The sequence below is a fragment of the Streptomyces albireticuli genome, assembly GCF_002192455.1.
GTDB lineage: Bacteria > Actinomycetota > Actinomycetes > Streptomycetales > Streptomycetaceae > Streptomyces > Streptomyces albireticuli_B.
Genome location: NZ_CP021744.1, coordinates 2,936,122 through 2,954,331, shown reverse-complemented (window position 1 = coordinate 2,954,331; position 18,210 = coordinate 2,936,122). Strand labels below are relative to the sequence as shown.

The following is an 18,210-nucleotide window of genomic DNA, read 5'->3' as shown; positions in this document are numbered from 1 at the left end:
GAACTTAAGGAAGAGTCATGACGCAGAAGACCGCCGTCCACCCCGCGGGCCACGCCGCCGCGCCCGCCAAGTTCTCGCACGGCGTCCGTAAGGGCAACATCCTCCAGGTCGCCGGACAGGTGGGCTTCCTGCCCGTCGAGCCGGGCCAGGAGCCCGTCGTCGCCGGACCGACCCTGCGCGAACAGACCCGGCAGACCCTCGCCAACGTCAAGGCCGTCCTGGAGGCGGGCGGCGCGAGCCTGGAGGACGTGGTCATGCTCCGCGTCTACCTCACGGACACCGCGCACTTCGCCGAGATGAACGAGGTCTACGACGAGTTCCTCGCCGACCTCAAGGAGGCCCCGGCGGCCCGTACGACCGTCTACGTGGGCCTGCCCGACGGCCTGCTGGTCGAGATAGACGCGCTCGCCGTGCTCGACTGACGCCCACCGTGGCGGGCGGGGCCGCCCGCCCGCCACGGCGCACGGCTCCGCAGGGGCCGTCAGACGACGCGCGTGACCATGCGGCAGTTGGCGCACCAGAAGAGATAGCCGTTGGCGTCGACGTCCTCGCTGCCGCAGGCGAGGCACGGGCGGCCGACGAAGTTCGCCGGTACCCAGGAGTGCGACGCCCGGGCGATCCGCACATCCGCGTTGGCCTCCCTGGCGTAACACTCGATGCACACACCGCCGTTGTGGCCGGGGAGCTTCATCGTCCGTTCGTGGCACACGACGCACAGGGCCGTGCCGACGAGTTCGGGCGCGAGCGGGGTCCGTTGGGCCCGCTTCACGGGGACGTCGCGCTCACCCGCGGTCACGCGAGCACCGTGCCCGTCCCGAGGCACCCGCTGCACTGCGTGGTGACCTCGTCGCCTTCGTGCGACTCCCACGTGGCGTTCCCCGACCCGCAGCAGTCGGGGCAGTCCTTCTCCGGGGGTAGCGACATGGGTCATCCTCCCTGGCCCGCCTTACGTCGGCAACGAGAGTACGCCGACGCCGATCTCCCCGCGGGTGTTCCCGCGAGCCCGGCGCCGGCGCGCTCGTCGCCCGTCAGGCCTTCGGGCAGTACTGCTGCTCCTTCCCGATCGCCCGGTACACGCAGTCCGAGGTCTCCAGGAGCTTGAGCACCGCGTCACGGTTGCGCGCGGTCTCCCGGTCGATCACCTCGTCCGGCGGGTAGAAGCCGCCGCCCGTGCCGTTCGCGCCCGGATACATCTCGAAGGTGTACGCGAAGATCCGCTGGCTGCCCCACAGCCAGTCGTCGATGGTCCCGTCGGTGATGTACAGGTCGCTCGACTGCTCGGGGGTGTAGCCGTTGCTGGCCGCCATGGTCTTGCCGACGGCCGCGAAGGCGTCGTGGTCGTCCTGGCTGAGGCCGGGGGCGGTGTCGTTGTACGTCCAGCCGTAAGGCCAGAGGACCAGCTCGCTGTAGGTGTGGAAGTCGATGGCGGTCCTGATCTGCTGCTTCCCGCCGACGACCCGGCCGCGGACGAAGTCGGCGAGGACCTTCACCTCGGGCGCGGATTCAGGTGCCGTGCCACGGTAGGTCTCGGAGCCGGTGCTGCCCGAGGAGCCGTTGCAGCAGCCCCACTTGTAGTCCCAGTTGCGGTTGAGGTCCGTGCCCCGGCTGCTCGACCCGGCGTTGGGCTGGCGGTTCTTGCGCCAGCTGCGGTACGAACCGGACGCGATGTCGTATTCGCCGCCGTCGGGGTTGACGTCCGGCACGACCCAGATCTCCCGGCTGTCGACCATCTTGGTGACGCGCGGGTCGGTGCCGTACTTCGAGCCGAACTCCTTGAGCAGGTAGAGGGCCATCTCCACGGTGAGGTGCTCGCGCGCGTGCTGGTGGGCGGTGAAGAGGACCTCGGGCTCGTCCTCGTCCGCGGCCACGTTCTTGCTGATCTTGACGGCGACGATGTCCCGGCCCTCGTAGGACTTGCCGATGACCTTCTTGCTCATGATGGCCGGGTGGGCGGCGACGCCGGCGTCGACCTCCGCCATGGCCTCGGCGTAGTTGTGGTACTTGGCGTCGGCGGGCGGGAAGTCGAAGGGCGTCGACTCGCCGCCGCCCGAGCGGTCCGGCGGGCCGGGCAGGGCGCGCACCCGGTAGCCGAGCCCACGGATCCGTTCGGCCTGCCCGGCGTCCGCCGTGATGACGACGGAGTCCCGGCGGACGGCGTCGATGGCGGCGCCGGTGGCGGCCACGGCGGTGCGCTGGGCGGCCGTGCGCGGTCCGGTGACCTCGTACGAGTGCGAGGTCCGCGCTTCGTCGCGGGAGGCGGCGGGGACGGCCAGGGCCATGGTCAGCACGGCGGCGAGGGCGGCGGCCCACCGTCCTCTGCCGTGCGGTCGCGGTCGCATGCGGTCTCCTCAGGGGTGAGGTCGTGCGACGGGTGGGGGGTATGAGCCGTGGCCAGTGTCGAGAGATGGCATGAACCGGTCAAGTGTCCGCGTGTGAGCGAATCAGGCCAACTTCCCTTTCACTTCTGACCGATTGATTGCGCACGCTCTCCTCCGAACCAACAATGCACACGTCAAAACCGATGGGATCGGATCACGGGTCACACGTGCCACGGATCGCCCGTCTCCCGGCCACTCGTATCACGGATCACCCGGATCACAGGTCACTCGGACCCCAGGTCAAGAGAGGAACACCCCCCATGGCCCTCCAGCCCCTCGCCGGACGACCTCTCCTCGGCGCCCTCTCGGCGCTGACGCTCGCCGGCGCGGCCCTCGTCGGCACCGGCGTGGCGCCCGCCTCCGCCGCCCCCGCCGCCAAGCCCAAGGCCGTCGACTTCGCGGGTACCGTCGCGCTCAGCAACTGTTCCGGCTCGCTCGTCCGGATGCCCGGCTCCGCCGACACGGACCCGGCGCTGGTCATGACCAACGGCCACTGCCTGGAGACCGGCATGCCCGGTGCCGGCGAGGTCATCACCGACCGCGCCTCCAGCCGCACCTTCAGCCTGCTCAACTCCACCGCGGGCAAGGTCGCCACGCTCCGCGCCACCAAGATCTCGTACGCCACGATGACCGACACGGACGTCACGCTGTACGAGCTGAACACCACGTACGCGCAGATCAAGCAGCGCTACAACATCAGCGCGCTGAGCCTCTCGCCCGACCACCCGACCGCCGGCACGGCGATCAAGGTCGTCTCGGGCTACTGGAAGCGGATCTACTCCTGCAACGTCGACGGGTTCGCCTACCGCCTCCGCGAGGGCGACTGGACCTGGAAGGATTCGCTCCGCTACACCTCGTCGTGCAACGTCATAGGCGGCACGTCCGGCTCGCCCGTCGTCGACGCCACCACGGGCAAGGTGGTCGCGATCAACAACACCGGCAACGAGAGCGGTGAGCGCTGCACGATGAACAACCCGTGCGAGGTCGACGAGAACGGCCAGGTCACCGTCCGCCAGGGCATCAACTACGCCCAGCAGACGTACGGCATAACCAAGTGCGTGGGCACCGGCAACAAGATCGACCTCGGGCTCCCGGGGTGCACCCTCCCCAAGCCGTAAGGGTCTCGCGCGCGAAGCGCCGGGCGGGCCCGCGGGCCCGCCCGGCGCCGGGGGGAGCGGCTACGGCAGGGGGGCGGCTACGGCAGCCCGTGGACGTGCGGGCCCACCCCGTTCGACCAGGCGTTGCCCGCGCTCGCGTCCCAGTTCGTGGACCACGTCATCGCGCCCCGGATCCCCGGGTACGTCTTCGCGGGCTTGAACGAGCCGCAGCCCGTGCCCTTGGCCAGGCAGTCGAGCGCGTTGTTCACCACGGACGGCGCGACGTAGCCGCTGCCCGCGCCCCGCGTCGAGGCGGGCAGGCCGAGCCCGACCTGGGACGGCGCCAGACCGCCCTCCAGCTGGATGCAGGCCAGCGCAGTGAGGAAGTCGACCGAGCCCTGCGAGTAGACCTTTCCGTCGCAGCCGTTCATCGAACCGCTGTTGTAATACTGCATGTTGACGACCGTAAGGATGTCCTTGATGTTCAGCGCGGTCTTGAAGTAGCCGGCCGACGTCGACTGCATGTCGATGGTCTGCGGGGCCATGGTGATGACGAGTTTGCTGCCCGCCTTCGCCGACAGGGAGCGCAGCGCCTGCGTCATGTAGGTCGGGTTGAGCCCGTTCTCCAGGTCGATGTCGACCCCGTCGAAGCCGTACGTCTGCATCAGGGTGTAGAGGCTGTTCGCGAAGTTCTCGGCGGACGCCGCGTCGTTGACGGTCACCGTGCCGCGCTCGCCGCCGACCGAGACGACGACCGCCTTGCCCGCCGCCCGCTTGGCCGCGATGTCGGCCTTGAACTGCGCCTCGGAGTACTTCAGCGCCGGGTCGAGGGCGAAGGTGACGGCGCCGGGCGTCGGCGTGGCGTCCGCGAAGGCCACGGCGATGATGTCGTACTGGCTCTGCACGTCGCTGATCCTCTGGACGGTGGCGCCGTTGTCGAAGTTCTGCCAGTAGCCCGTGACGGCGTGCTTGGGCACGGCGGGCCCGTCGCCGTTCCCGGCCGCCGTGGTGACGGTGACCTCGGCCGAACCCGGTGACTCGCCCGCTCCGTTGACGGCCGTCACCCGGAAGCGGTACGAGGTGGCCGGTGTGAGCCCGGTGACGGTGGCCGAGGCGCCCGCCACGGACTGTGTCCGCGTGCCGTCCTGGTAGACGTGGTAGCCCGTCGCGCCCTGGACGGGGTTCCAGGACAGGCCGACGGAAGTGGCCGTGGCGGTCCCGGCTTTGAGGCCCTCGGGGGCGCCGGGCACCGGCTCACCGGGGTCGCCGCCGCCGGGGCCGCTCAGGGAGACGTCGTCGGCGTAGTAGGCGGCCTGCCCGTACCAGCCGTGCGTGTGGACCGTGACCGAGGTCGTGCTCGGGCCGGTCGTGAACGAGGTGGCCAGCTGCTGCCAGTCGGCCGCGGACGGCGTCCACGTCGAGACGTCCGTCGTCCCGGTGCCGCTCGCGCCGAGGTACACGTACGCGCCCCGGACCCACGCGCTCAGTGTGTACGAGGAGTTGGGCAGCACGCTCACGGTCTGCGCGCAGCGGGCGTTGTCGGCGCCGGCCGGGGTGGCCTTGAGCGCGCCCGTGCCGCTGCGGGCGGGGGAGGGAACCACGGTGCCGCTGTCACCCGAACAGGCCCAGTACGAGAGCCCCGACTCGAAGCCGGGATTCCGGGCGAGGTTCGCGGCGCCGGCCGCCGCGGCGGGGGTCCCGGCGTCCAGGCCGGCGAGCCCGCCGGCCGCGAGGAGGGCCGCGGCGAGGGCGCCGCCGAGCCGGCGCGCCAGGCCCCGGCCGGATCCGGACCCTCGCCCGGGTCCTCTTCTGAAGATTCTTCCGATGTGCCGCGCACGGTCCATGAGGGGCCTCCGGTGGGAAGGGAGTCGAGGGTGGTGCGGGCGAGCGGCCGAGGTGGAGCTGTGGGGACGGGCGCCGCCTTGTGCGCGTAAAGATGGTCTAGGCCAATGCATCCGTCAATACGTTCGTCAAGGTTCACGGGAAGACCGCCAGGCCACCGCGGGCACGCGTGGGCAAACCCCGAGGACCGGTTCTCAGCCGCCCCGTTCGTGGATAAAGTGCGGGGGCATCAGCACAGGGCAGTATCGATCTGCGTCCGCCGCAGCCCACCGCGTCCGGAGTGAACGGGGAAGCCTACGTGCCCCTTGCGATAGCAGTCACCAGCCTCGACCTGGTGATCTCACCGCCCGACGGGCAGGCACCCGACGCCGCCGTGTTCCGCCCGCCCGAGGAGCAGCCGCTGGACACCGCCGTCACACAGACGGCCGTCCTGCTGGAGCGGTGCGGCCATGTCGTCGCCCTCTACCCGGACTCGCTGCCCGCGCCGTACGTCCGGCGCCTCCACACGATCCGGTCCGTGCTGGAGACCGGCCGGCTGGCCCTGCTGCCCGTCGCGCTGCCACCGCTGGCCGTCGCGGTCCTGGCCCGCCAGCTGCGCCAGCTGTCCCTCTCCGACCTCAGCCCCGGCGTCCTCGCCTCCGCGGCCCGGCTCCTCGCCCACTACGTCTACGCGGGCGCCCAACTGCCGGGTGTGGGCGGGCTGGACCGGGTCGACGTCGGGCTCGGCGCCCACCTGGCCTCGCTCGTGCCCGGCTCCCGGTTCGGCGTCCTCGTCAACCCCGCGCGCCGGCTCTTCCGCATCGGCGGGGGCGGCGAGGTGCCCACCGGCCCCGGCTTCGGCACCCGGATGACCGTCGCGCGCGCCAGACCCGCCAAGGGCGACGACTGGGTGCTCGGCACCCTCGCCCCCCACTGGCGCGTCCAGGGCGTCCAGGAGGCCCCGCTGCCCGCGGAATCCGGGCGCTGGTGGGGGAGCCGGGGCGTCGTCGAGTTCGCCGCCGCCATCCCCGATCCCACCGTGCTCTACCAGCTCGTGTCGTCCGTAAGGAGGGAGCAGTGCCACTGGTGCGGCCTCGAACTCATCGGTGACCGCTGCGCGTTCTGCGCCGGACCGCTGCCGCGCGCCGACGGCACCGCCGGCCCGGCCGCCGGACCGGGCGCGGGGCGGACCGGTGGCGCCCGTACCGCCCTGGCCGGGCCGCCCGGCCGCGCCCGCACCGCCCTGGCCGGCCGCTGACCCCCGTGCCCGCGCCGCGCCGGCCGCCCGGCCGCCCCCTCCGTCCCCGCGTCCCGGCCACGTCCCGAACGAGGTTCGCCGCCCCATGAATTCACGTCAGCGCCGCGGGATCGTCCTGCTGCTCCTGTCGGTCCTCTGCGCTCTCGGCGCCTTCGCCGGGGTCTTCTCCGTCGTCCACGACGCCGAGTCGAAGGTCGGCCCCGAGACCACCGCCTACCGGCTGCGCGCCGACATCCCCGCCTACCAGCACCTGGAGGAGGCCCGGGGCAGCTTCGAGAAGATCTCGGTGCCCAGGCGCTGGCTGCCGGCGACCGCCGTCACCGACCTCGCCGCCCTCAAGGGCAAGATCGCCGTCACCCCGCTGCACAAGGGCTCCCTGCTCCAGGAGGACATGATCGTCTCCCGGCCGGAGGTCGGCCCCGGCCAGCAGGAGATCGCCATCATGATCGACGCGGCCACCGGCGTCGCCGGGAAGATCAACGCCGGTTCGAAGGTCAACATCTACGCCACCTTCGACGGCAAGGACCAGGGCACCAAGCCCGTGTCCAAGGTCATCGTCAGCAACGCCCGGGTCATCGCCGTGGGCCGGCTCAAGGCCCTCGACCGGGACGGCGGCACCACGGCGGCCACCACCCGGCGGGCCGGCGAGGCCGTGCCGATCACCTTCGCCCTGGACACCAAGGACGCCCAGCGGGTCGCGTACGCCGAGTCGTTCGCCTCCCATGTGCGGCTCGCGCTCGTCGCGCCCGGCGGCGACGACGAGATCAGCAGCGGCGACCGCACGTACACGCTCGACGGCGACAAATAGCGGTAAGGGGACACCGTGACGATCAGAATCCTCCCGGCCGTCGGTGACCCGGACGCCGCCCGCGCCATCGGCGGGCTCCTCGGCCAGCTCCCCGGCGTCGAGCCGCTGCGCGTGGCCGAGGACGCGACCCGGCTCCTGGACACCCTCGCCGTCCTGGCCGCCGCCTCGGTCGCGGACCTCCCCGAGGTCGTCCTCGTGCACGAACGCCTCGGGCCCTTACCGGCCCTCGAACTCATCCGTGAGGTGGCCCTCCGCTTCCCCGCCACCGGGGTCGTCCTCGTCACCGCCACCCCCAGCCCCGCGCTCTACGCCGCCGCCATGGACGCCGGCGCCCGCGGCCTCGCCGGGCTCCCGCTCTCCTACGAGGAGCTGGGCGCCCGTGTGCAGGCCGCCGCCCACTGGGCCACCGGCGTCCGCAAGCACCTCGGCAGCGGCCCGGAGGCCCTTACGGAGGGCGGGGCCGGCGGCTCGCTCGTCGCGGTCGTCGGCGCCAAGGGCGGGGTGGGCACGACCGTCACCGCCGTCCAGCTCGCCCTCGCCGCGAGCGCCGCCGGGCGGGCCGTCGCCCTCGTCGACCTGGACCTCCAGTCCGGCGACGTCGCCTCCTACCTGGACGTCCAGTTCCGCCGCTCCATCGCCGACCTCGCCGGCATCAGCGACATCTCCCCCCGCGTCCTCCAGGACGCCGTCTTCCCCCACCCGGCCGGCCCCGGCCTGCTGCTCGCCCCCGCCGAGGGCGAGCGCGGCGAGGAGGTCGGCGACCTCGCCGCCCGCCAGATCGCCACCGCCCTGCGCGCCCGGTACGAACTGGTCGTCGTCGACTGCGGCACCCAGATCACCGCCGCCGGGGCCGCCGTGGTCGAACTGGCCGACGTCGCCCTGCTCGTCACGACGCCCGACGTGGTGTCCGTAAGGGGCGCCAAGCGCATGGTCCGGCTCTGGGAGCGGCTCCAGATCCGCAAGGCCGAGGAGACCACGACCGTCGTCAACCGGCACACCCGGAGCGCCGAGATCCAGCCGCCCCTCGTCGAGCGCACCACGGGCACGAAGACCGCCCGCACGACGGTCCCGGCCGGCTACAAGGACCTCCAGCCCGCCGTCGACTCCGGCCGGATGCAGGACCTCGACGCCCGGTCGCCCGTCCGGCAGGCGCTGTGGGCCCTGGCCGCCGAGCTCGGGCTCGCCGCCCCCGCCCCGGGCGGCTCCCGGGGCCCGGCCCACGCCGACCGCTCGCTCACCGGCGGCCTGCGCCGCCGCCGCGCCGCGCTGGGCCCCGGCGGCACCGGCCCCGACCAGCTCGCGCCCGTACCGGCGAGCCGCTTCCGGCGCCGGGGCGGCGACCGGGGGCAGGTGGCCGTCGAGTTCCTCGGCCTGCTCCCGCTCATCCTGGTGGCGCTCGCGGTGGTCTGGCAGTGCGTCCTCGTCGGCTACACCTACTCGCTCGCCGGGGACGCGGCGGACAAGGGGGCGCGGGCGGGCGCGGCCGGCGGTGACTGCGTGAGCGCGGCCCGCGCGGACGTCCCGGGCGCGTGGGGCGACGGCGGCATCGGCTGCGGCGCCGAGGGCGGCGTCTATCGCGCCCGGGTGGCGCTGCCCGTCCCGGTGCTCTTCCCCGGGGCGGTCGACTGGCCCTGGACGGTCGAGGGCTCGGCCGGCGCGGCGAGGGAGGACTGAGCGATGGGGTACGCGGGCGGCGCGAAGGGGCGGGTGAGCCGGTGCCTCGCCCGGCGGCGGGCGGAGCCGGGTGAGGCGGGGGAGGCCGCCGGGGCGCCGTCAGCGCGCGGGGTCCGTGCCCGCCGTCGTGCCCGGCCCGTCCGCCCCGGTTCGCGCTCCTCACCCGGCCCGACGGCCGGGGAGGGGAGCCGTACGGACCCGGGGGCCCGCGCCCCCCGCCGTACCGCCCGGGACCGGGGCACCGCCTCCATCGAGTTCCTCGGCTTCCTGCCCGTGCTGCTGCTCGTCGGGCTCGCGGCCGTGCAGCTCGGGCTCGCCGCGTACGCCACGCAGCAGGCCGGCAGCGCGGCGCGGGCGGCGGCGCGCACGGCCACGCTGGACGACCCCCGGATGTCGCCGGGCGACGCGGGCCGGGCCGCGCTCAGCGGGTGGCTGCGGACGGACGGCCCCCCGGAGGCGGCCCCGTGCGACGGCGGCGGAAGGACCACCGCGACCGTCACCGTCGAGATCCCCGCCGTCCTCCCCTTCCTCGGCGACCCGGCCGTGACCCGGCGCGCCACCATGGCCTGCCCCGCCGACGTGGACCCGTACCCGTACCCGCGTCCGAATCCGAGGAGTGCGCCATGAGCCTGCGGGCCCGGATCGTCGCCCCCGAAGCGCCGCCCGACGGACGGGAGTCGGGCCACCTGGTGCCCGTCTACCGGGCCAAGCTGCTGGAGGAGATCGACCTCGCCGAGATGTCCGCGCTCGCGGCCGGCGAGCGCCGCAGCCGCCTGGAGCGCGTCCTCGGGCACATCATCAGCCGGGAGGGCCCGGTGCTCTCCACGGCCGAGCGCGACCGGCTCATCCGCAGCGTCGTCGACGAGGCGCTGGGCCTCGGCGTCCTCGAACCGCTGCTGGAGGACCCCTCCATCACCGAGATCATGGTCAACGGACCCGACCAGATCTTCGTCGAGCGGGCCGGCCGGGTCGAGCTCGTCCCCGTCCGCTTCGCCTCCAACGAGCAGCTGATGCAGACCATCGAGCGCATCGTCTCCACCGTCAACCGCCGGGTGGACGAGTCCAATCCGATGGTCGACGCCCGGCTGCCCAGCGGCGAGCGCGTCAATGTCATCATCCCGCCGCTCGCGCTCAACGGCGCGACGCTCACCATCCGCCGCTTCCCCCGCGCGTACACCCTCCCCGAGCTCATCGGCATGGGCACGCTGGACGAGCGGATGCTGCTGCTGCTCTCCGCGCTCGTCCGGGCGAAGTTCAACGTGGTGGTCTCCGGGCCCACCGGATCCGGCAAGACCACGCTGCTCAACGCCCTCTCCGGGCTGATCCCCGAGGGCGAGCGCATCATCACCGTGGAGGACGCCGCCGAGCTCCAGCTGCAACAGGCGCACGTCATCCGCCTCGAATCGCGGCCGCCCAACGTGGAGGGGAAGGGCCGGATCACCATCCGCGACCTCGTGCGCAACTCCCTGCGCATGCGGCCCGACCGCATCATCGTCGGCGAGGTGCGCGGCGGCGAGACGCTCGACATGCTCCAGGCCATGTCCACCGGCCACGACGGCTCGCTCGCCACCGTCCACGCCAACAGCGCCGAGGACGCGCTGATGCGGCTCCAGACGCTCGCGTCCATGTCCGAGGTGAAGATCCCCTACGAGGCGCTGCGGGACCAGATCAACAGCGCCGTCGACTGCCTGATCCAGCTCACCCGGCAGGCCGACGGCAGCCGGCGCGTCGCCGAGATCGCCCTCCTCGACTCGCACGGCCGCGAGGACTACCGGCTGGCCACCGTCTGCCGCTTCGACGCCCGGCCGATGGGCTCGGACCGCATCGTGCGCGGCGCGTTCTCCTGCTTCCCGGTCCCCGAGCGCGTCGCGGAACGGCTGCGGATGGCCGACGAGTCCGTACCGCAGGCCTTCGGCGTCGCGGCCTTCCCCACCGATCTCACCCTCCGAGAGGCGAGGCAGAGGTAGCCGCCATGGACGGACTCGTCACCCTTACGGTCGGAGCCACCCTGCTGGCCTGCGCCCTCGGCGTCGCGGGCCTGCTGGTGTACGGGGCGGGCCGGGCGCAGCGCAGGGCGCTGGTGGACCGGCTGTCCGACACCCCCGCGCTGCCGCCCGCCGGCCGGGCCCGGCACTTCGCGGGCCTCGACCGGCGGCTGCGGGCGACGCGCGCGGGGCGGCGCCTGGAGCTGCGGCTCGCGTCGACCGGCCTGGACGTCACGCCGGCCGAGTTCACGGTCGGCACGGTCACGGCGGCGGCCGGCCTGTGGCTGGTGGCGGCGGGCGCCCTCGCGCCGTTCTTCGGGCCGCTGGCCGGCGGGGTCGCGGTCTGGTCCGCCTCCGGGGTGCTGACCTGGCAGCGGCGCAAGCGGATCGAGCGGTTCATCAACCAGCTGCCCGAGCTCTCCCGGATCCTCGCCAACGCCACCCAGGCCGGCCTCGCCCTGCGCACGGCGCTGGCCATGGCGGCGGACGAGATGGAGGCGCCGGCGGGCGAGGAGCTCGCCAAGGTCGCCGACAAGCTCGCGGTCGGGCACTCCGTGGACGACGCGCTCGGCGAGCTCGCCGAGCGGCTGCCCTCGCGGGAACTGGTGGTGCTGGTGACGACGCTGGTGCTGTCGAACCGGGCGGGCGGCACGGTCGTCAGCTCGCTGCGCAACCTCACCCGGACTCTGGAGGAGCGGAAGGAGACGCGCCGGGAGGTCCGTACGCAGCTGTCGCAGGTGACCGTCACCGCCTACGTCGTCCCGCTGATGGGCATCGGCACCCTGCTGCTGATGGACCGGATCGCGCCCGGGTCGATCGACCGGATGACCTCCGGCTTCCTCGGGCAGGCGGCCGTGGTCGCGGCCTTCTGCCTCTACGGGGTGGGCTTCCTCGTCATCCGCAAGCTGTCCAGGATCGACGTCTGAGGGGCGGGGAGATGGGACTTCTGCTGGGACTGCTGGCCGCGCTGGCCGTGGCCGGGCTCTGCGCGGGGGTCGCCCTCTGGCGCAGCGAGGCGCGGCTGCCGGCCGACCTGGCGCTGGCCCTGGAGGTCGGCGCGACCCGGACGACGGCCGTGGGGTCCGCGGTCGACCGGCTGGGTATGCGGTACGCGCCGCTGGTGCTGCGGATGATGGGCGAGAAACGGGTGTCGAAGGTCCGCGGGCGCATCGACCGGGCCGGGAACCCGGGCGGCCTGACCGTCGACCGCTACGCGGCGCGGCGCGCGGTCTACGGCGCGCTCGGCTTCGGCGGCGCGCTGGTGATGCTGCTGGACGGCGAGGTGCTCCTCGCGCTGCTGCTGGGCGCCTTCGGCCTGTTCTGGATCGAGGTCGGCATCTGGGCGGCGGTGCGCGAGCGCAAGGACGCGATCGACCGGACGCTGCCGGACTTCCTGGACGTCCTCGCGGTGGTGGTGAGCGCCGGGCTGAGCTTCCGGCAGGCCCTCGACCGGGTCTCGGAGAAGTACGAGGGGCCGTGGGCGGACGAACTGCGCATCACGCTCCGGCAGATGGACATGGGCGTCGGCCGCCGGCAGGCGTTCGAGGAGCTGCGCCGGCGCAACGACTCCGAGCAGGTCGCCCAGTTCGTCACCGCCCTCCAGCAGGGCGAGGAGCTGGGCGCGCCGATCGTCGACACCCTGATCGCCATCGCGGACGACATGCGTCGCACGGATGCGCAGCAGGCGCGCCGCCGCGCGGCGCGCGCCGTCCCCAAGGCCACTGTCGTGATCACCACGTTCATGGTGCCGGGGACGATGATCCTGCTGGTGGCGGGGTTCTTCCTGGGGTCGGGGACGGACTTCGGGTCCCTCACGGGGAAATGAGAGGGGTGAAGCCGGTGTGGTGTGCGGGTGGCGCGGTGCGTGTGGGGGTAGCGATGCGGGGGCCGGCCGGGTGTCCGGCGTGTCAACTCCCCCTGAAGGGTGAGGAATCGCGTCACGTGCCCTGTTCCGCTCCTGCTGTTCCGGCGTACTTTTCTTGTGTCGCGAGCGGCGTCACGGGGACGGAGCGAGCGGGTCCGCCGGGACCGGCCGCCGATGGAGGGGAAGACGATGGGCAAGCGCTTCTTGGGAAACGACCGCGGCCAGACCGCGATCGAGTATCTGGGCATCATCGCCGTCGTGGTGGCGATCGTCCTCGTGCTGACCCGGACCGACTTCGGCAGCGCGATCGCGAGCGCCATCTCCGACAAGATCACCGAAGTGACCAGCGGCTGACCGGCCGGCCGGCGCGCGGGCGGGCCGCGGGCGACGCGGGACAGGCGTTCCCGATCTACCTCACGGCCGTGGCGGGCCTGCTCTTCCTCGCGCTCGCGTTCTTCGCCGTGGGCAGGGCGGGAGCCGACAAGAACGGCGCGCAGACCGCCGCCGACGCCGCCGCCCTGGCCGCGGCCCAGAGCTACCGCGACCAGCTCCGCACGGGCCTCCTGACCGCCCTGGGCGGCCTCACGGACGGCGGTGCGGGCGCCGCCTGGACGGACTGGCTGACGGGCCGCGCCGGGTCGCCCGACGCCGCCTGCGGTGCGGCCGCCTCGTACGCGACCCTGAACGGCGCCGGCCTGGTGGGCGACTGCGTACCGCCGGACGGCGGCCTGCCCGCCGCCTTCACCGTCACCGTAAGGGCCACCGATCCCGTCGGCCGGTCCGTCGTCCCGGGCACCGAGGACACGCACGCGACGGCGACCGCGCGGGCCGTGGTCGAACCGCGCTGCGCCGCCGGCCGGCCCGCCGGCGAGCCGTCGCCCCGGCCCTCGGGCGGGGCGTCCCCCGGGCCGACGGGCACGCCGTCACCCGGGCGCCCGGCGCCCGTCGAGATCGTGTGCGGCGGCGAGGTGGTGACGATCGACCCGGCGCGCCCCGGCGACCTCGCGCGGGCGGCCCGGGCGCTCTTCGCGGTCCGCCTGGCGGACTGACGGAAGGCGGACCGCACCGACACCGACCCCTCCGCCTGGCCACCCGGCCGTGTCCGACCGGCCCGACCGGCCCGACCGCTTGACGTTGACGAACCCGCCCGCCCGGCGACGAACGAAGGAACGCGACCCATGAGCATGCGGCACACGACGAAGGCCCGCAGAGGCGCGGCCGCGGCGGCGCTCGCGGCCGCCCTGGCCCTGACCGCGACCGGCTGCGGCGGGGGCGGCGACGCGTCGGACGACTCCGGCGCGGCCTCGGCCACCCCGCGCGGCAAGGCGGGCGAGGCCGGGAAGTCCGGGAAGGGGGGCGGATCGGACGGCGCGGACGACTCCTCCCCGAAGGCCGGGGCGATAGGTGAGATGAAGGGGCCGGACGGCGTCGTCATCACCCTCACCGCCGCGCGGCGCGACGACGGCGGCTTCGTGACCGTCGACGGCACGCTGACCAACCGCGGCCAGAAGCCCTTCAACGCCATCCACTGGCTCTCGAAGGAGACGGAGATGAAGTCCCGCTCCTCCCTCTCCGGCGCCTCACTTGTCGACGGCTCCAGCAAGAAGCGCTATCTGGTGCTCCGGGACACCGACGGCGAGTGTCTGTGCAGCACGGGCCTGACCAACATCAAGCCGCAGGAGAGCCGGCCGGTCTTCGCGCAGTTCCCGGCCCCGCCGGAGAGCGTCACGGCCGTCGACTTCCAGCTCCCCACCATGCCCTCCGTCCGTGTGCGGATCTCGGGATGAGGCAGGCCGTGCCGACGCCCCGAGCGGTCCGCCGCGGCGCTGCCGCCGCCGCGGCCGTGACCGCCGCCCTGCTGGCCGCCACCGCGCCCGCCGTCACCGCCCGCGCGGACAGCGGCCCCGGCAGCCCCGCCGACACGTCCCCGCCGGTGCGGATCGACCGTAAGGACCCCGATCTGAAGATGCGCTCCGGCGCCGAACTCGCGCCCGGCCGGGTCCTCGACATCAAGTCCGTGGTCGAGACAGGCGACGGCGACGAGCGCCGCGAGGACACCAACATCGCCGTCACCTTCGCCCTCCAGGCCGAGGTCCTCTTCGACAAGGACAGCTCGTCCCTCGGCTCCGACGCCCACGCGAAGATCCGCTCCATCGCCGAGGAGGTCACCAGGCAGCGCGCCACCACGCTGAGGGTCTTCGGCTTCACCGACAACCTCGGTTCCACCACCCACGGCGTCGCCCTGTCCAAGGAGCGCGCCAACGCCGTACAGCGGCAACTGGCCAAGGACGTCGGCTCGTCCGGCGTCAGCTACCAGATCCGGGGCTACGGCGAGCTGTTCCCGATCGCCGACAACGCCACCGAGGAAGGCCGCCGGAAGAACCGGCGGGTGGAGGTCAGCTTCCCGCGGCGCGGCTGAACGCCCGCCGCCCGCGCGGCCGGCCGGGGTTATCCACAGGGCTCGCGCGGAAGCGGGCGGGTGCGGTCTCCTGGGGCGATGAGGGCGGATCACCGGAGGCTGCGCGAAGTGGCCGCCGCGCAGGGCGGGATCGTGCTGGCCGCGCAGGCCGCCGGCGCCGGGCTGCGGGCGGACGGGGTGGCCCGGTCGCTGCGGCGCGCGGGCTGGAGCCGGGTGCACCCGGGGGCCTGGGCCGAGCCCGGGCGGGTGGTCGACCTGCCGCTGCGGCTGCGCGCCTGGCAGCTGCGCCACCCCGAGCTGGTGGCGAGCCACGGCTCGGCCGCCGCCGCCCACGGCATCGCGCTGACGCGGCCGTACGGGGCGGAGCTGACCGCCCCCGGCCGGGGGCGGCGGGCCGCGGGGGCCGTGCTGCACGGGATCCCGGTGGCCGAGGAGGAGGTCACCGTCGTCGCCGGGGTGCGCGTCACGACACCCGTGCGGACGGTCTGCGACCTGCTGCGGACGCTCCCCCTGGAGGAGGGCGTCATCGCCGCGGACTCCGCCCTCGCCCGCGGCACGGTGGACGCCGACGGCATCGGGGCGGCCCTGGCCGCCTCCTCGCGCCGCCCCGGCACGCGCGCGGCGCGGCGGGCCCTCGCGCTCACCGACGGCAGGTGCGGCTCCCCGGCGGAGTCCAAGGCGCGGCTGGAGATGCTCGGCGCCGGGCTCCGGCCCGAGTCGCAGGCCGAGGTGGTCACGGCGCGCGGCAGGACGGCCCGGCTGGACTTCCTCTTCCGGGCGGAAGGGCTGGGCGTGGAGATCGAGGGCTTCACCTGGCACGGCAGCCGGGCCGCCCACCAGAACGACACGGCGCGCTTCAACGACCTGGCCGGCTGCCCGGAGCTCCGGCGGCTCCTCCGCTTCACCCGCGACGACGTCTTCCACCGCCCGCGGCTGACCGTGCGCACCATCGAGGCGGCCCTCGCCGGCCTCCGTGCGGAACCCTCGCGCCCGCCGCGCGGCGCAGGGCAGGATGGGGCACCGCTGAGGCCGGGGACTGGTGAGGGAGGCGGGAGATGAGGGGCTGCTGGCTCGTCGGAACGGCCGCGCTGGGGGTGCTGGTGGCGGCCGGGAGCGCCGGGGCGGCCGGACAGGGCGGCAGGGGAGCGGGCGCGGTGCCGGTCTACCGCATGGCGCCGGGTGCGCAAGAGGTGCGCGGGTCGGGGAGCGCCACCGGCGGGCCGTTACTGAGGCCGGGCTCCGCGACCTACACGGACAGCGTCAAGCCCGGCGAACGCAAGTACTACAGAGTGGAGCTGGACGCCGGTTCCAGCGCGTACGTCTCGGCGGTGGCCGTGCCCCGGCCCGGCGCCACGATGGGCACCCGGGACGGCATCGACGTGGTCCTGGAGGACGCGTCCGGCACCCCCTGCGGCGCCGGGCGGCACCGTACGTTCCTGTCGGCGGGCGGTGCCTACCCCGTCGCCGACTACGCGGAGCGGGTGGTCCGGCCGGGCGCGCTCTGCGGGGCCGCGGGCACGTACCGCTTCGCGGTGGAGCGGGGCGACGCGGCGGGCGGTGACACGGCGGCGGTGCCCGTCGAGCTGCGGTACGAGACGGGCCCGGCGGCCCGGCCCGGGGACGCCGCGACGTCCTCCGGCTCCTGGAGCTCGCAGCCGCCGCCCAGGACGCGCCGCGCGGCCACGGAGATCGTCGGCGGCTCCGGCTTCAACGACGCGGCGGAGATCCGCGCCGGATCCTGGAAAGACCAGCTCCGCCCCGGCGAGACGCGCTTCTACCGGGTCTCGGTCGACACCGGCCGGCAGCTCTTCGCGAGCGCGCGGTTCGCGGGCGCGGCGGACGACGGCGCCGCCCCGTACGTGATCAGCGGGGTGCGGCTGGGGCTGAGCAACACCGCCCGCGGCTACGTCATGAACAAGACGGCCGGCTATCAGGGGCGGGACGCCACGCTCTCCCTGGCCACCCCTCCCGCGGGCGGCCCGGCCGGGGCGGGGACGCGGTGCGGGGGATGCGCTTCGCGGGCTGGTACTACCTTCAGGTGAGTCTCAACCCGAAGGTGGGGCGGGGTGGTTCGGGCACGGTGCCGGTCACTCTCGACGTGGATGTCGAGAGGGCGTCCTCGGCGGCGCCGCGCAAGGAAGCCGGGGGCACTCGGGTGACGGCGGTCGCCGGCGCGGGTGGTTCGGGCGGGGGCGGGGTGCTGCGGGTGGTCGGGTATGCGGGGGTGGGGGTGGGGTCGGGGTTGCTGTTGGGGCTGGGGGTGTGGACGCTGCGGGTGCGGCGCGGGTAGTGGCGCCTGCGGCGGGCTTTCCCCAGTCCCGCCCCTTCCCGTAACCGGGGCTCCGCCCCGGACCCCGGTCCTGGCTTCAGCCCGTCCGGCGTGTGAGGACACCGCGCGTCAGCGCGGAACGGGGGCCCGGGGGCTTGCCCCCGGTTACGGGAAGGGGCGGGGTGGGGAACAAGCCCCGCGCAGCGGCCCCCACCGTCCCGGCCCCCGTCACCCCGACCCGCACCTCACCCCCCACCCGTCACCCCGACCCGCACCCCCACCCGCACCCCCCACCGCTCCAACGCCCCCGCCGAAGCCTCCACCACATGCCGCCCCCGAACCCGCGGCAACCCCAGCCTCCCCGGCACCATCGTCCGCACCGCCAGTACCCGCAACTCCCGGTCCAGATAGGCCACATCGATCGCGAACCGCATCCGGAAGGTATGGACGGAGGACGCCGGCGTGAGGAGCAGTGCCCCCTCGACGCCGTCCCGGCCGAGGAGCCCCCGAGTGCGGGCGCGGTAGGAGGAGGCGATCTCCAGCGGGACCGGGGGCAGGTCCGGGAGGAGGAGCAGGCCGGTGCCGTCCCGCCATCGGGGCATGCCGTGATCCTTCCGTGCGGGGAGCCGCAACAAGG

The 18,210-nt window shown here is 74.1% G+C and carries 21 protein-coding genes; 16 read left to right on the top strand and 5 right to left on the bottom strand.

All coding sequences use genetic code 11. From position 1 onward, the window contains the following. The first annotated feature begins 17 nt into the window (after positions 1–17). Positions 18–422, top strand: coding sequence for a RidA family protein (locus tag SMD11_RS12375; RefSeq protein WP_087926516.1), 405 nt, complete (start codon positions 18–20; stop codon positions 420–422). 59 nt (positions 423–481) lie between these two features. Here the strand turns inward: SMD11_RS12375 and SMD11_RS12370 are convergent, their stop codons facing one another. The 3 genes from SMD11_RS12370 to SMD11_RS12365 form a co-directional block, all read right to left on the bottom strand. Then, complete coding sequence (locus tag SMD11_RS12370; RefSeq protein WP_087926515.1) at positions 482–796, bottom strand: hypothetical protein; 315 nt, start codon at positions 794–796, stop codon at positions 482–484. Next, the gene (locus SMD11_RS36830; RefSeq protein ID WP_267896817.1) at positions 793–924 is read right to left on the bottom strand and encodes a hypothetical protein; all 132 of its coding nucleotides are present in this window, start codon (positions 922–924) and stop codon (positions 793–795) included. The genes SMD11_RS12370 and SMD11_RS36830 overlap by 4 nt, the downstream gene beginning before the upstream one ends. A gap of 104 nt (positions 925–1,028) precedes the next feature. Continuing rightward, complete coding sequence (locus SMD11_RS12365; protein WP_087926514.1) at positions 1,029–2,339, bottom strand: M14 family metallopeptidase; 1,311 nt, start codon at positions 2,337–2,339, stop codon at positions 1,029–1,031. 299 nt (positions 2,340–2,638) lie between these two features. On the opposite strand from SMD11_RS12365, the gene SMD11_RS12360 reads away from it, so the two are divergent. After that, a complete protein-coding gene (locus SMD11_RS12360) occupies positions 2,639–3,496 on the top strand; it encodes a S1 family peptidase (RefSeq protein ID WP_087926513.1) in 858 nt (285 codons plus the stop codon). Between the two features lie 77 nt (positions 3,497–3,573). Here SMD11_RS12360 and SMD11_RS12355 read toward each other — a convergent pair whose 3' ends face one another. Next, positions 3,574–5,319 carry a chitinase gene (locus SMD11_RS12355; protein WP_087926512.1) on the bottom strand — a complete coding sequence of 582 codons (1,746 nt, stop codon included), beginning with the start codon at positions 5,317–5,319 and terminating at the stop codon, positions 3,574–3,576. A gap of 296 nt (positions 5,320–5,615) precedes the next feature. On the opposite strand from SMD11_RS12355, the gene SMD11_RS12350 reads away from it, so the two are divergent. From SMD11_RS12350 to SMD11_RS12285, 14 genes are all read left to right on the top strand, one after another. Then, positions 5,616–6,554 carry a hypothetical protein gene (locus tag SMD11_RS12350; RefSeq protein ID WP_199843861.1) on the top strand — a complete coding sequence of 313 codons (939 nt, stop codon included), beginning with the start codon at positions 5,616–5,618 and terminating at the stop codon, positions 6,552–6,554. A gap of 85 nt (positions 6,555–6,639) precedes the next feature. After that, positions 6,640–7,362 carry a Flp pilus assembly protein CpaB gene (cpaB, locus tag SMD11_RS12345; protein ID WP_199843860.1) on the top strand — a complete coding sequence of 241 codons (723 nt, stop codon included), beginning with the start codon at positions 6,640–6,642 and terminating at the stop codon, positions 7,360–7,362. 15 nt (positions 7,363–7,377) lie between these two features. Beyond that, entirely contained in the window at positions 7,378–9,036 is a 1,659-nt protein-coding gene (locus SMD11_RS12340; RefSeq protein WP_087926511.1) for an AAA family ATPase, read from the top strand. Positions 9,037–9,039: 3 nt separating this feature from the next. Continuing rightward, complete coding sequence (locus tag SMD11_RS37055; protein ID WP_087926510.1) at positions 9,040–9,663, top strand: TadE family protein; 624 nt, start codon at positions 9,040–9,042, stop codon at positions 9,661–9,663. Next, positions 9,660–11,003, top strand: a complete 1,344-nt coding sequence (locus SMD11_RS12330; protein ID WP_087926509.1) for a CpaF family protein — start codon at positions 9,660–9,662, stop codon at positions 11,001–11,003. The genes SMD11_RS37055 and SMD11_RS12330 overlap by 4 nt, the downstream gene beginning before the upstream one ends. A gap of 5 nt (positions 11,004–11,008) precedes the next feature. Continuing rightward, the gene (locus tag SMD11_RS12325) at positions 11,009–11,947 is read left to right on the top strand and encodes a type II secretion system F family protein (RefSeq protein ID WP_087926508.1); all 939 of its coding nucleotides are present in this window, start codon (positions 11,009–11,011) and stop codon (positions 11,945–11,947) included. 11 nt (positions 11,948–11,958) lie between these two features. Next, positions 11,959–12,846 (top strand): DUF5936 domain-containing protein, encoded by an 888-nt coding sequence (locus SMD11_RS12320; RefSeq protein ID WP_087926507.1) that lies wholly within the window; start codon positions 11,959–11,961, stop codon positions 12,844–12,846. A 228-nt stretch (positions 12,847–13,074) separates the two neighbouring features. Next, positions 13,075–13,239: a Flp family type IVb pilin gene (locus SMD11_RS12315; protein ID WP_107422008.1), complete on the top strand. Its 165-nt coding sequence runs from the start codon at positions 13,075–13,077 to the stop codon at positions 13,237–13,239. Continuing rightward, positions 13,236–13,934 (top strand): pilus assembly protein TadG-related protein, encoded by a 699-nt coding sequence (locus tag SMD11_RS12310; protein ID WP_087930449.1) that lies wholly within the window; start codon positions 13,236–13,238, stop codon positions 13,932–13,934. Before SMD11_RS12315 ends, SMD11_RS12310 begins: the two co-directional genes overlap by 4 nt. Before the next feature lie 129 nt (positions 13,935–14,063). Then, positions 14,064–14,672: a hypothetical protein gene (locus tag SMD11_RS12305; protein ID WP_087926505.1), complete on the top strand. Its 609-nt coding sequence runs from the start codon at positions 14,064–14,066 to the stop codon at positions 14,670–14,672. Continuing rightward, positions 14,669–15,304, top strand: a complete 636-nt coding sequence (locus tag SMD11_RS12300; protein ID WP_087926504.1) for an OmpA family protein — start codon at positions 14,669–14,671, stop codon at positions 15,302–15,304. The genes SMD11_RS12305 and SMD11_RS12300 overlap by 4 nt, the downstream gene beginning before the upstream one ends. Before the next feature lie 78 nt (positions 15,305–15,382). Further along, a complete protein-coding gene (locus SMD11_RS12295; RefSeq protein ID WP_199843859.1) occupies positions 15,383–16,363 on the top strand; it encodes a hypothetical protein in 981 nt (326 codons plus the stop codon). Continuing rightward, on the top strand, positions 16,360–17,346 hold the full coding sequence (locus SMD11_RS12290) for a hypothetical protein (RefSeq protein WP_087926503.1): 987 nt from the start codon (positions 16,360–16,362) through the stop codon (positions 17,344–17,346). Before SMD11_RS12295 ends, SMD11_RS12290 begins: the two co-directional genes overlap by 4 nt. Beyond that, a complete protein-coding gene (locus tag SMD11_RS12285) occupies positions 17,343–17,594 on the top strand; it encodes a hypothetical protein (protein ID WP_159395284.1) in 252 nt (83 codons plus the stop codon). Before SMD11_RS12290 ends, SMD11_RS12285 begins: the two co-directional genes overlap by 4 nt. 224 nt (positions 17,595–17,818) lie before the next feature. Here SMD11_RS12285 and SMD11_RS12280 read toward each other — a convergent pair whose 3' ends face one another. Continuing rightward, positions 17,819–18,175, bottom strand: coding sequence for a DUF192 domain-containing protein (locus SMD11_RS12280; protein WP_087926501.1), 357 nt, complete (start codon positions 18,173–18,175; stop codon positions 17,819–17,821). Positions 18,176–18,210 lie beyond the last annotated feature (35 nt).